At 41.5% G+C, this 13727-nt stretch carries 12 protein-coding genes; 5 read left to right on the top strand and 7 right to left on the bottom strand.

Going from position 1 to position 13727, the window contains the following annotated elements; translation table 11 throughout:
- Positions 1–36 precede the first annotated feature (36 nt).
- The gene (locus DYD21_RS04295; protein ID WP_116032977.1) at positions 37–3645 is read right to left on the bottom strand and encodes a PAS domain S-box protein; all 3609 of its coding nucleotides are present in this window, start codon (positions 3643–3645) and stop codon (positions 37–39) included.
- Positions 3646–4028: 383 nt separating this feature from the next.
- Positions 4029–5486 (bottom strand): DEAD/DEAH box helicase, encoded by a 1458-nt coding sequence (locus tag DYD21_RS04290; RefSeq protein ID WP_116032974.1) that lies wholly within the window; start codon positions 5484–5486, stop codon positions 4029–4031.
- Between DYD21_RS04290 and DYD21_RS20965 the strand changes: the two genes are divergently transcribed.
- The 3 genes from DYD21_RS20965 to DYD21_RS04275 all read left to right on the top strand — a co-directional run bounded on the left by DYD21_RS20965 (position 5455) and on the right by DYD21_RS04275 (position 8348).
- Positions 5455–5742: a hypothetical protein gene (locus tag DYD21_RS20965; RefSeq protein ID WP_116032970.1), complete on the top strand. Its 288-nt coding sequence runs from the start codon at positions 5455–5457 to the stop codon at positions 5740–5742. The two genes, DYD21_RS04290 and DYD21_RS20965, sit on opposite strands and share 32 nt — an antisense overlap.
- 270 nt (positions 5743–6012) lie before the next feature.
- On the top strand, positions 6013–7281 hold the full coding sequence (locus tag DYD21_RS04280) for a DUF418 domain-containing protein (RefSeq protein WP_116032967.1): 1269 nt from the start codon (positions 6013–6015) through the stop codon (positions 7279–7281).
- 50 nt (positions 7282–7331) lie between these two features.
- Entirely contained in the window at positions 7332–8348 is a 1017-nt protein-coding gene (locus DYD21_RS04275) for a serine hydrolase (protein ID WP_116032962.1), read from the top strand.
- Between the two features lie 12 nt (positions 8349–8360).
- Here the strand turns inward: DYD21_RS04275 and DYD21_RS04270 are convergent, their stop codons facing one another.
- Genes DYD21_RS04270 through purM form a run of 3 tightly spaced genes read right to left on the bottom strand, consistent with a single transcriptional unit; the run spans position 8361 to position 10836 of the window.
- Positions 8361–9479: an App1 family protein gene (locus DYD21_RS04270; protein WP_116032958.1), complete on the bottom strand. Its 1119-nt coding sequence runs from the start codon at positions 9477–9479 to the stop codon at positions 8361–8363.
- Between the two features lie 3 nt (positions 9480–9482).
- Positions 9483–9830, bottom strand: a complete 348-nt coding sequence (locus DYD21_RS04265) for a hypothetical protein (RefSeq protein ID WP_116032954.1) — start codon at positions 9828–9830, stop codon at positions 9483–9485.
- 1 nt (position 9831) lies between these two features.
- Complete coding sequence (gene purM, locus DYD21_RS04260; protein ID WP_116032950.1) at positions 9832–10836, bottom strand: phosphoribosylformylglycinamidine cyclo-ligase; 1005 nt, start codon at positions 10834–10836, stop codon at positions 9832–9834.
- Between the two features lie 443 nt (positions 10837–11279).
- Here purM and dtd point away from each other — a divergent pair, with 443 nt between their 5' ends.
- Both dtd and DYD21_RS04250 read left to right on the top strand, forming a co-directional pair.
- Entirely contained in the window at positions 11280–11720 is a 441-nt protein-coding gene (gene dtd / locus DYD21_RS04255) for a D-aminoacyl-tRNA deacylase (RefSeq protein WP_116033478.1), read from the top strand.
- The gene (locus DYD21_RS04250; RefSeq protein ID WP_116032945.1) at positions 11720–12619 is read left to right on the top strand and encodes a hypothetical protein; all 900 of its coding nucleotides are present in this window, start codon (positions 11720–11722) and stop codon (positions 12617–12619) included. The genes dtd and DYD21_RS04250 overlap by 1 nt, the downstream gene beginning before the upstream one ends.
- Before the next feature lie 39 nt (positions 12620–12658).
- Here the strand turns inward: DYD21_RS04250 and DYD21_RS04245 are convergent, their stop codons facing one another.
- Positions 12659–13219, bottom strand: coding sequence for an adenylate kinase (locus DYD21_RS04245; RefSeq protein ID WP_116032940.1), 561 nt, complete (start codon positions 13217–13219; stop codon positions 12659–12661).
- A gap of 119 nt (positions 13220–13338) precedes the next feature.
- Positions 13339–13707, bottom strand: a complete 369-nt coding sequence (gene rplS, locus DYD21_RS04240; RefSeq protein ID WP_116032936.1) for a 50S ribosomal protein L19 — start codon at positions 13705–13707, stop codon at positions 13339–13341.
- Positions 13708–13727: the final 20 nt, after the last annotated feature.

Here is a 13727-nt window from a genome sequence, read left to right as displayed (position 1 = left end):
TCGGGAAATTTAACCACTTTAGATTTAACCCGTTTACTACTCCCTGCTCTTAGCCAGGTACACGTCAAATTTAGTTCCTTTCCCTATTGTGCTTTTTACTTCAATTTTTCCTTCCATTGCATCTACCTGGTTTTTGGTGATGTAGAGGCCCACACCCCTGGCATCGCGATTTCCATGGAATGTTTTGTAGAGTGAGAAGAGGTAGTCACCATGTTTATTCAGATCAATACCCAGACCGTTATCTTCTACTGAAATTACAACATTGCCATCATCTGCCGTCCGGCTGTTGATTTTTACAACAGGATCCTGATCCGGGCGCCTGTATTTGATTGCATTATTGATCAGGTTCATCAGAATACTGTCGATGTAGGCCGGTACGCCTTGAACACTCAGATTTTCATCAATAGAATCACCAATCTCAATGCGGGCAGAGGTTTCTGAGATGAATGCGCGATTATTTTCAATCGCTTTTTCGAGCCTTTTTCTAATATGTACCGGTTTCAGAGCATGGTTGGTAGAAGTGTTTATTTTTACAATCTCGTTCAGATTTTCTACCGTTTCACTCAGGTTGTCCGATGCCGTTTTCAGCATTGACTGTAACTGTTTTATCTCTTCGGGATCTTCTTCAAAGCTTAAAATTTCGGTAATCATACTGAAATTGGTAGCATGCCCCCTGAGATTGTGCGACACAATATGCGCAAAATTAAGCAGCCGCTGATTTTGATCCTGGTTCATCTCCAAAAGCTGTTTCATCTCTTCTTCAGAGCGTTTCAGTTCGCTAATATCTGTAGCAATACCTAAATGGCCAATGGTATCACCCCGGCTGTTTCTTATAGCCGTAGCGGTGAGCTGGACCGGAAATGTATCGCCATTCTTTTTGATGAGTGTCCATTCATGGGTTTCGTGCGTTTCGTTGCATTTATTCACACGAAACAGATCAAACCCTTCAACGGGGTGATTTACTTTTTTGGCAAGCTCCCTGCTTCGTTCTTCTATCTCGCTTTCGAGATGATAGAGAAGCGGGGTTTCTTTTCCTATCATTTCATCTGCGGTGTATCCGAGAAGATTTTCCGCTCCTGCATTGAACGAGGTGATGACTCCATCGGGATCTGTACTTACAATCACAACTTGTGTACTCGCTTCCAGTATTCCTTCCAGCTTTTTCAGGGTTTCATGAAGCTGTTGTTCCGCCTCTTTCTGGCTCGTGATATTAGTATACTGCGAAATAAACCGTGTTTTTTCACTCTCTTCATCTTCAAGTGCTGAAACAGCTGTGAGCACCCAACGCACATCTCCGTTTTTGTGGATATACCGTTTTTCTACATTGTAGTATTCCCGCTTACCGTCAATCAGTTCCTGAAGAAGGCGGTTATCTTTTTCAATTTCATCGGGGTGGGTAACATCACGGAAGTTCATACCCTGAAGTTCTTTCTGAGAATAGCCCAGAATTGCTCCAAGCTGCTTATTCACTTTCAGCCATTTTCCGTCAAGATCGAGTACAGCCATGCCGTTTGCTGCATATTCAAATGTTTTTCTGAACTGCTCTTCACTTTGGCGAATTCGAATTTCACCAGATTTTCGATCGGAAATATCCTGCATCGTGGTTACGGCCCCGAAAAGCTCTCCGTCCGGACCTCTTAGCTGCGTGCCATGTGTGTTGATTGTCCGGGACGGTTTACCTTCCGATTTTACTACAATCTCCTTTCGTACGGACTTACCCTCATTCAATGCTTGTACAAGCGGAATTTCATGATTTTCAAGCGGCGTTTTCCCGTCGGCCTGATAGAGTGAAAAATCTATCAGGAAAGAGTCCAGCTCAAGATTATCTGATGATCTACCGTACCAAATACGTGCCGCCCGGTTAAGGAGTGTCTGTTTTCCACTGGAGTCGCAGGATGCAATCCCAACATCAATCGATTCGAGAATGGTTTCGAGTAATGTCTGTTTCTCGATCAGCGCCTGGTCTGTTTTTTTGCGGTCGGTTATATCAAAAATCAGACCTGTGAGATAAATTACACCGCTCAGCTGATCCCGGTATGATCGGCCGCGTTCACTGCACCATCTTACCTCACCGTTTTTATGGATCACCCGATACTCCATTTCCCAATCTTTTTCTATTCCGGTGATCGCTTTTTGCACATTTTCAATCACATGATCAAGGTCATCGGGATGGATGACATCAGAAAAATTTCTTACTTCGCCATTTATAAAATCCGATGAGGGATATCCTGTAATATCCTCTACCTGTTTACTCATGAACTTAAGCGGAGATTCGAGAATGGTACCATCGGGGAAGAGTTCGCACCGGTATGAAGCTCCCGGTACGTTTGTAATTAAAGACTGGAAATGATCCCGGCTTTCGATCAATGAAATCTCCGCGTTTTTTCTGAGCGACACATCTACATAGGTGCCATACATTTTCAGTGGTTTCCCATCCCCGGACCAGCTTCTCACTTTTCCGCGATCGCGAATCCAAACCCAGTGTCCATCTTTATGCTTCATCCGGAACACACAATCGTAATGGTCTTTTTCCCGGTTCAGACATTTGGTAAGGGCCTGCTCAACTTCACCCAGATCCTCCGGATGAGCCATTTTGATCCAGGTATATTTTGTGAGCGGATTGATCTCCTCAGCTTTGTATCCGAGCATTTCGGCCAGACGATTATTCACATACATATGATCTGGCTGCACATCCCATTCGTACGTTCCCGAGTGAGTTCCTATCAAAACGTTTTCGAGCTTATCTTTCTCTTCAAACAGAGCCAGTTCACTCCGTTTTTGTTCGTTTATATCCTGGAATGTTCCATATACCCGCTTGCAGCCTTCTTCATCAAATTCTGCATTACCGTTAACGCGAACCCATTTATGATTTCCCTGTGCCGTGATGATTTGTAAATCATGCGAAAACTGTCCGCCTGTTTCTATTACGCGACTAACCGACTCCCGAATTATATCGCGATTCTCTTCATCTTTATAAAAACGTACAGCGAACTCCGCATCCGGTACAAAATCTTCATTTATTTCATGAATCTTTTTTGTTACAGAAGTCCATTCCAGTCTGTCATTTCGGAGATCCAGTTCCCAACCCCCAACTTTAGCGGCCTCATTGCTTTGCTGGAGAAATTTATTGGTTTTTATTAGCTCTTCCTTCTCTTTTCGGGCGAGAATTGTATCCATCACTTCATCGGCGAGATCGTTCAGCGCTTCTTTTTGCTGATCAGTAAGTTTGCGTGGTTTGTGATCCATCACACATAATGTTCCCAGGGCGAATCCGTCCGGATCTATCAATGCTTTACCGGCAAAAAACCTGATCGTAAAATTCGTTGAAAAAGGCGGGTAAACTGAAAATCGCTTATCCGTCTCAATATTCTCAACTTCAAAGATTCCATCCTGCATAATTGTATAGTGGCAAAACGGATCTTCGAATGACGATTCATAAATATCCAACCCGCGGATTGACTTAATCCAGTGACGGTTTTTATCCATCATCGTAATCATGGAAATAGGAGTGCCGCACAGTGCAGAAGCGATTTTTGTCAAACGATTGAATCTTTCTTCCGGAAGGAAGTCCAATAGATTGTATTGCGATAAAGTATGTGCTCTCTCTTGCTTCTTCAGCGGAACAGGCAGACGTTTTTCAGACATAGTATGTTTGCCAACAGAGTACACGTAGTTCTATTCCGGATTTTAAAGGATCAACAGTTAAACCTGCCACGCAGGAGAGCTTTTTTTATCTACCGTATTCTTTACACATATATCTTTATCGGCATTTTAACTCACGATGTTAAGGTATAATACAGCCCCTGATTTTATATACGGGTCAACCCTCTGAAAGCGATCAGGCAGACCCGTTATAAATCACTGTTGATATTTAACCTACCCCTTTTTTTATCGGCTGTAAGTCTACTAAATACACATATCTAGTACAACTCTAATCGTACATAAATACGTTAAATATTTATGGAGTTGATTTTTGGATCAATCCAATTTTTATAGCCTCAATTATCCTATACGATATTTGAGTCTGTCTATCTCTTTTTCCCTTTTTTCCTGCCTCTCATTGTTTTACCACCTGTGAACGGTTTATAAAACGGTTCATCCGTTTTATCTTTTTTAGGCCGTTTACGGTTTGATTGATCCCGATCTGGTTTTGAACCTGTATCTGAAGATGATTTTTTAGGTTGTGCTAATTTTTTTCCCTGAGCCTGTTTCAAAATTGCAGCAGCCACTTCGATAGGTGTATACTGGTCGCCTGCAAGTGATTCAATCTGTTCGATATACGTACGAAGTCCACCCGCTTCCAATGTCTGTTTGATCTCATTGTGAAAACTGTCCATCACCGAGTTCTGAACATCTTCCATGGACGGGAGAGGAATCGTTTTCAGATTAATTTTCAGATTTTTTTCAATAAACCTGAGGTTTTTACTTTTTCTGCCTGATGAGAATGTATATGCTACTCCTTTTCGACCGGCACGGCCAGTTCGCCCAATCCGGTGAACGTAATATTCAGGATCCTGTGGAACATCGTAATTAAACACCACCTCAACATCATCCACATCGAGTCCGCGCGCGGCAACATCAGTGGCAATCAGAACTTCAATTTTTCCGGTTCTGAATTTGCTCATCACTTTGTCGCGAACATTTTGACTCATATCGCCGTGCAGCGCATCACTGGAGTAACCTCTTGACTGCATTTCACCTACAAGAGAATCACATTTTCGTTTGGTGTTGCAGAAAATCAGTGCCAGTTTATAATCGTTAATATCCAGCAGCCGGCAAATTCCTTCCGTACGCATCGAATCGCGGGCCTCAACAATGTACTGCTCAATTCCGTCGGCAGCAGGCGCTTTGCCCTCCACCTTGATCATCTCGGGATCCGTAAAGAACCGGTTCATAATCCGTTTAATATCTTTGGACATCGTAGCGGAAAACATAATTGTCTGTCTTTTCTCCGATTCCGATGAATACCCGAGAATGGTTTCGATATCATCCCGAAAACCCATGTTGAGCATTTCGTCGGCTTCATCCAGAATCACCATTTTCAGATGATCCAGTTTCAGCGTTCCCCGTTTCAGGTGATCAATCACCCGGCCAGGAGTTCCAACAACAATCTGTGTTCCCGATTTGATCTGTTTGATTTGGCGAGAAATGGGTTGTCCGCCGTAAACAGGAGTTACATACACACCCTTGATAAACTTTGCGAGTTTAATGAACTCACCGGTTACCTGGACCGCAAGTTCACGAGTCGGACACATCACAATCGCCTGTACATTTTTCGATTCCGGATCGACCTTTTCTAATACCGGAATCGCAAATGCTGCGGTTTTCCCGGTTCCGGTTTGCGCCTGTCCGGCTAAATCGCTGCCCTGCATGATTGCAGGTATAGCTGCAGCCTGAATTTTTGTTGAAGTTTCGAAACCCATCTCTTCGATGGCTTTTAAAATAGGTGCACTGATGCCAAGATCAGTAAATGAAGTTGATTCCAAAATTGTATACGATTTGAATGATTATAGAATACCGGACATTTCAGCCGGATCGATCGCCCGTTTTTCGAGACAGATCATCTCCCTCATTAATGTTGCCGGAATTCAGCTCTCTTACTTATTCAAAAAAGAAGGGAAACGATACGAGCAATATTCATCTGTGGGGAAGTACCGCTTTATATTTGCGGCAGTAATCTCACAATATACGGATAATTTGGCACTATATCATCAGAGGAACCCAGCTATTAAATCAGAGTAATACTGAGTGAAAACATACCTGGATTAATTTTAAATGTGATAAACAATACGCTGTAATCCTTCTAAAACAGATAATTATAGATGGTTTTGCAAAACCGGTTTTTTAACCAATGGCAGCTTTATCGGTTGTTTGAATATCGAATACATTTTAAAAAACCTATACGTATTTGAAATCTGATTAACAGATTTCTTTCACAGTGCAGGAGGGAAACAGGGAAAGGTTAGCATAACCCAAATATCAATTATTCATTAACATGATATAGAGTTACTGATGAATAAAAAATCATCATTCAATCCTGTTGGAAGCAATGAACGCATACACGTGCTGGATGCTTTGCGAGGGTTTGCTATTTTCGGAATTTTCATGATCAATGCCCGTGTATTCAGCGGTTATGCGTATATGCTTGGTGATGAAAAAAATGAACTGCTGCTGGCTGACTGGAATCCAGTTTTTGATATTTTTCATACCGTATTCTTCAGTGGTAAATTCTACACACTTTTTTCACTGATGTTTGGGATCGGTTTCGCCATTCAATTTATTCGGGCATCTTCTGCTGATCAGTCTTTTAACCGCCATTTCAGCCGCCGTCTATTTATTTTATTGATTATTGGTGTCATCCATTTATGGGGGATATGGTTTAGTGATATATTGGTTCTATATGCACTTTGTGGCTATGTTTTGATTTTTTTCCAGAGTTTTTCCAATCGTGCATTGCTTTGGGCCGGCTTCCTTACACTTTGTATTCCGGGATTATATATCTGGTACCTGAATACAAATGATGGTGGGTATGTGAATCATATTTATGAATATTTAAATCAACAATGGAATTCACTTGATTTACCCCACTCAAATGAAAACAATTATTTTCAGATGAGAGATGTGGTGGAGATTATTCAAAGCTCTTCATGGAGTACAGTTTTGACCTTCAACTATATTGGCCCGCTGCTTCGTGGTTATATTTACGCCCTGGATGCTCGTTTTTTTAATGTATTAGGAGTATTCATTATAGGTCTGTGGACCGGCAGACAGCTTATGCTCCATAAGTTACACGAGAATCGGTCACTTTTAATTAAAATTGCAGTAACAGGTTTTATATTTGGCTTAATTTTAAATATTGGTTTTGTGATGGATGCTCCGGCAGGTTTAGATAATGCCACGTTTCAGCTTATCAAAGAAATGCTGGAGCCTATCGGATACCTTTTTCTTACAGCCGGTTATGTTGCAGCTTTTATGCTCCTTTATCTTACACGTTTCAGGCAGGTGCTTACTAAACTTTTTAACTCGGTAGGCAAAACAGCACTTACCAATTATATACTCCAGTCATTCATAGGAATATTTCTTTTTTACGGTATTGGATTAGGATTGGGCGAGTATTTAGGCTCTGCTTATCTGACTCTTGCTGTTTTTGTAGTTTTTGTTTTTCAGATTCTCATCAGTTCCCTCTGGTTAATGAAATTTAAATATGGACCACTCGAGTGGATCTGGAGAGTTTTAACATACGGCCGCTTACTGAGTAACAAGAAAAAAAGGGAACTCTAATTATTTTTTTACCTATTACATAGAGAGCGGTCATATCAAAATTACCTACTATGTTAAAATTTATAGTACTTCCTTTCATACTATTTTTAGTTTCACCCGTCCATGTTTTAAACTCCGGGCTTCAGGAAAAACTTCAACAAATTGATGATGAGTTTTCAGGTGATGTCGGCGTTTACATAAAAAATCTGGAAGATGGGCAAATTGTTAATCATAACGGCGATCAGCGCTGGTACCTGGCTTCAACCACAAAAATACCTGTAGCGATTGCAATCCTAAAAAAAGTGGAAGATGGAGAATTATCCCTGGATGATGAATTAACATTGCAGGATTCAGATAAGGTAGATGGAGCTGGTGATATGCACTGGCAGGATGCAGGTTCTGTTTATACTATAAGAACACTTCTCGAGAAAATGATGAAGGATAGCGACAGTACCGCTACAGATATGCTTATTCGGTATATTGGGGAGGAGGAACTGAATCAGTTTATTCAGGATGAATTGGTTAGTGAAGGGATAGAAAGAATAACAACCATATTACAAGTACGGTACGAAGCCTATGGTGAATTGCACGAAAATGCTGAAAATCTTACTAACCTCGATATTATCCGTCTTCGTGGCATATCAAACATGTCTGAAAGACTCGATGAATTAGTACGAATAATGGACGTCGACAGAGATGAACTGAATGCAGAAAATATTGTAGATGCTTTCTATAAATATTATGATGGCGGCCTAAATTCAGGCACTATGGAAGCCATGAGCGTAATGCTTGAACGCCTGGTTGAGGGAGAGTATTTGAACGAAGAAAATACTGATCTGCTGATTGAAATTATGGAAGTAATTGCCACCGGGGATCACCGAATCAAGGCGGGACTGCCAGAAGGTATCAGGTTTGCTCAGAAAACCGGGACTCTTATTGGCCGTGCATGTAATGTTGGTGTTATCTATCCTCAACAGGATCAAAAACCGATTGTTGTCTCGGTTTGTGCTAAAGATTATAATCAGCTAAGTGATGCCGAAAATGCCTTTCAAAGAATAGGTATGGTTATTTCAGAAAATTGGTTATAGCTTTAATTAGCTCTAACCAAACTGCGACACCCCGGGAGTAACCGTTCGTGCATTTATCACCCGCATTCCCTCCAGTCGTTCAGGCTGTAGTTCTCTTGCATTAATAACATCTCGTATGACAATTTCCTGTATCTTTTCGGCGTGATCTTCCCGGATAGTGGAATACACTTCCGGATCCATTTCTCCTGAATCTCCAATGAAAATATATCGGCGGTTGGGATAGGTATTCATCAGGTGATCAATCTGCGAGATTTTCTGCTCGTATGTAATCAGCTCGTTTGTAGCCAACTCTCTTAAATCTCTCCAGGAATTCAGATTCAGTAGATTTTTCCGAACTGTTTTCATGTGAAAAGTTCCTTCAGGAAACCCGGTTTCCTCAATTAAAAAATTGCTCAGAGAATTATAAAGCTGCCAGGGTGAACCTGACACGTAATGAAAAGCTGCGGTATCAGCCCATTGCTGATACATATTTTGCATACCGGGTGCATCTGTATACGCTTTAAAGAATGTATTTCTCACCACAATTCTTGAACCGGCAGGAATCTCTGTAACTTTAATAGTGTCATCTATATCTGATATTATGGATAGCCCTTCCGGTTCAATAAGCTGGGCCCGGCCGCTTCCCCTGTGACCGGATGCAGCAGTAAAACTGAGCCAACCTTTATCAGAACGCTGAAGATTCATCAGCTGTTCGGCTCGTTCGCTACTTAGTGATATTTTTCCCTCAGCAATTCCATTTGCATCTGTTCGGGCACGGTTTCCACTTTCGTTCTGCAGAAAGAACTCCTCATTTTCGGGATCGTTATCAAACACAAACGAAACTGTTTGTCGCGATTCACTGTCGGCAACCAGCCCTCTGATTCTGTTTCTAAAACGGTCTGCCTCTTCCGGAGTTAGATTATAGCGGCCCCGGGCCATCCGGGTAGTCAGCCTTTCGACGCTATTTCTTCGATCATAAGCGTAAATGCGCATCGGTATTTCCCACTCACCATTTCCATTCTGGTGACCGTGAGCATTGTAGAAGGTAATCCTTGAGTCTGGACCAAATCGTGTGATGGGTGCAGCAAGGGTAGAGCATCCTGCTGTGAATGCAAAAGCACCGGTCAGATATAAAAACTCAGATCGTTTCAAAAACTATTTGTTTTTAACAGACTCCAGAAGCACGTCTGGTACCTCTACTTCCATACGAAGCAGGGTGGAAGCGTGTGTTTTTCCCTGGGCGTCCAGTTTCAGTGAAACGGTACCACCGCCACCAAGACTTTCGTTCAGAATAAAATTCAACGCACCGATATTCGGCATTTCATAACGCTCAACTTCTCCCTTACATATATGGCTCATATGTTCTTTAACACGTTTTACAGTCAAATGCTCTTTAAGAAATGGATACACATCCGGGTGCCGGGCGATAATTCCAACATTACTTCCATTCCCTTTATCTCCGCTTCTTCCGTGTGCGATATCCAATAATTTTACTTTTGCCATATTATTCTACTTCTCCAATCTCAATTACGGTTTCGTTTACGCGTTCTGCGGCTTCAATGACCTGGTCTTTAACTTCCGGATTGATAATCGAAACAAGGCCGATCCCAAGGTTAAATGTTCGTCTCATATCATCTTCCGGTACATTTCCGGTTTTTTTAATCAGCTTAAAAATTCCAGGCCGCTCCCAGCTATCCCAGCTGATATTCAGCTCGAGGCCTTCAGGCAGCACACGATTCGTATTGCTAATCAAACCACCACCGGTAATGTGTGAAAAGCCGTTTACACCTTCAATCTTCTTCAATCCAGAGATTAACGGCAGGTATGATTTGTGAATACTTAAAAGCTCTTCACTAATGGTTCCTTCAATTTCATCAGGTGAATCATCCAGTTCAAATTCACTGAAAAGTACATTTCGTGCCAGGGAATATCCGTTGGTGTGCAGTCCGCTGCTTTTGAAACCAAGAACAAGGTCACCTTTTTGGATTTTATTTCCGGTGATCAGTTTTGATTTATCTACCGCCCCAACAATTGTTCCGGCCAGGTCAAATTCTCCTTTTTGATAAATATCGGGCATCTCGGCTGTCTCACCACCAATCAGAGCCACTCCATTTTCCCTGCACGCTTTTGCGAAACCGCTGATCACCTGGAACCCAACTTCTTTTTCAAGAGATCCGGTCGAAAAATAATCCAGAAAGAAAAGGGGAGTGGCACCGCAAACGGCAATATCGTTTACACAGTGATTCACTAAATCCTGCCCTACCGTGTTATATTTACCTGATTTGAAAGCGACGATCAATTTAGTTCCAACACCATCCACACTGCTTACCAGTACAGGTTCTTTCATGGATGAAAAATCGGGCTGAAACAAAGCTCCAAAACCACCTATATTACTTAAAACAGAAACATTGTGTGTTTCCTTAACAACATCTTTAATCGAATTAACAAGCTCTTCTCCGGCTTCAACATCTACTCCGGAATCTTTATATGTAAATTGTTTTTTGTTCAAGGAAGTACAGATTATTTGATATTCAATTAAGCTCTAAGATAGAAAGAAACAAAGAGAGGATTAAGGAGAAATATCAGGTGTTATCCACAGGAGTAAACGAATAGAACTGAATTTTAATTTTTGTAGTATAGTAATAGAGCGTGTGGATAAGTGCATAACTTTTTTGTCCTGATTCAGGTATATCACTGTTACCCATTTGTGGATAAAAATGTGCATAAATTATTGATAAAAAACAGTTACTTAGAAAAGTATAGAATTAGTTTTCAACATATCTATATATATCCTACATAGAATTAAGTTTCTGTTTTCTACATCAAAAGTTATTCTTCTTCCCTGTTCATAATTACTATCTTTTGTGGAACGGTGTGGATAAAGAAATCAATTTTCTTTCGAATTTTGTTGTCCACACAAAACCCGAAAGTTTTACACAAGTTTATCAACATATGAGAATTGTGATTCAGAGAGTGAAATCTGCGTCGGTTGATGTAAATGGTTCAACAGTTGGCAAGATTCAACGCGGCCTTTTACTTCTTGCAGGCATCCACGAAACAGATTCTAAAGAAGAAGTAGACTGGTGCTGCAGAAAGATTCGTAAGCTAAGAATTTTTGAGGATGAGGATGGAAAAATGAATCGATCGGTCACCGATATCGGGGGCGGATTGCTCGTTATTTCGCAGTTTACACTGTATGGGAATACTCAAAAAGGGAATCGGCCCAGTTTTATAGAGGCTGCAAAGCCGGACCTGGCTGAACCGCTTTATGATTACATGGTTGATACACTCAAGAAAGATTTTGATGGTCTGGTTGAAACCGGAACTTTCGGAGCCATGATGGATGTGTCGCTGATTAACGACGGCCCCGTAACCTTGGTGATGGAGCGCTGATGTTGGTTATTTTTATATTTATTGATGGAGTAGGTGTTGGAAAAAAAAATCCGAATAATCCATTATCAGAAAACGGGTGGAGTTTTTTTACTGAATTCACGGGTACTGCCGGGCTCGATGAAAGTAATGATCCGGTTCAAACCGATAAATTTTTGTACAAACCGATCGATGCGAACCTTGATGTAGAAGGACTTCCTCAAAGCGGAACGGGACAAACAACCCTGTTCAGTGGTGTTAATGCGTCAAAGATTGCAGGAAAACATTACGGACCTTTTCCTTATTCAACTACGCGCTTTCTTCTTGAACAAGAGAGTCTTTTTCATAAAGTGATTGAAATGGGAAAATTGCCTGTTTTTATGAACGCCTACCCGGAAATATTTTTTAGAAAAGCAGCAAAAAGAGATCGCTGGACGGCAACTACTCTGATGACGCGGTCGGCAGGGATCGAATTAAAAACAACAAAAGATATTTTAAAAGGAGAAGCTGTTACGGCTGAAATACGTCAGAACATATGGAGAGAACAACTGGGGTTAGATGTGCCTGAAATTACGGTTATAGAAGCAGCTGAACGGCTTCTTCGGGCAGGTGAGACGTCAGATCTTGTATTGTATGAATTTTACCTGACAGATAAAGCCGGCCACAGTTTGAACCGGGCCTATGCAGATGAAATTCGTGATCTGCTGAACCCCTTTTTAAAGTATCTTGCCGAATCGATCAGCGAAAACGATACGCTGGTTATCAGCAGTGATCACGGGAATCTGGAAGATATCTCCATAAAAACACATACAAGAAACCCGGTTCCGCTGCTGGTGAAAGGAGAAACATCCTATTTTGAAAATGCGGAGAGCATTGCGGATGTAACCCCTGGAATCGTTAAGCTGCTGAAAGAAAGCAACTAAACACTAATAACTCACAACCAAGCACTATTTACTTAACACTCAAAGCTCATCCAGCGCATCTTTAATTCGCCCGAAAATATCATCAATCGAGCCAACACCATCTATCTTCTGAACTTTTCCCTTTTTTTCATAGTGATTGAGCACGGGAGCAGTTTCATTATGGTAAACGCTCAGGCGCGTTTTAATCTTTTCAGGGGTATCATCAGATCGTCCTTCAGCTCTTGAAAGAATTCTATCAATCAGTTCCTGTTCGGGCACTTCGAGATTCAGAAACAGGTCGATGGATGTTTCTTTTGAGGCGAGATACTCATCCAGTGCTTCCGCCTGGGGGATGGTTCGGGGAAAACCGTCGAGAATATACCCGTTTTTGTATTCCGGCTTTTGAATTTCATCCACAACCAGGTCTACAACCGTTTCGTCCGGCACCAGCTTGCCGGCATCCAGGATCGATTTTACCTTTTTACCGAGCTCTGTCTCATTTTTAATATTATACCGAAAGATGTTTCCGGTTGAGAGATGGGGAATATCGTAATGAGATTTGATTTTATCAGCCTGTGTACCTTTTCCAGCGCCCGGAGGGCCAAACAAAATTAATTTCATGGATAAATCAGAATTTTAGGACGTTAACGTAATCAACCCGTAAAAGATCGGTTTGAGCTTCTGACGGGGTTCCAAAAAAAAACGGATTTTCAATTATTGAAAATCCGTTCAGGAGTCGGTTAATTTTTTTCCTTTGGAGCTTCCACAGCTTTTTTCTCGCGGATACGGGCAGATTTACCAGTACGCTCTCGCAGATAAAAGAGTTTGGAACGGCGAACACTTCCGCGCTTTTTCACTTCAATCTTTGCGATGAAAGGTGAATAGAGCGGAAAGATACGTTCAACACCCACACTACCCGATATTTTGCGAACAGTAAACGTTTTGTTTGCACCGCTTCCGCGTTCATTAATTACAACGCCTACATACTGCTGTATACGCTCTTTTTCACCTTCACGAACACGATAGTGAACATTCACGGTATCCCCTGCAACAAATTCAGGCAGGTCATCACGCATCACGGTTTGTTCTATTAATCTTAATTTATCCATTGGTTTATTTCTTATTACTG

This window comes from Rhodohalobacter sp. SW132, assembly GCF_003390325.1.
Classification (GTDB): domain Bacteria; phylum Bacteroidota; class Rhodothermia; order Balneolales; family Balneolaceae; genus SW132.
This window is presented reverse-complemented; position numbering and strand designations above follow the sequence as displayed.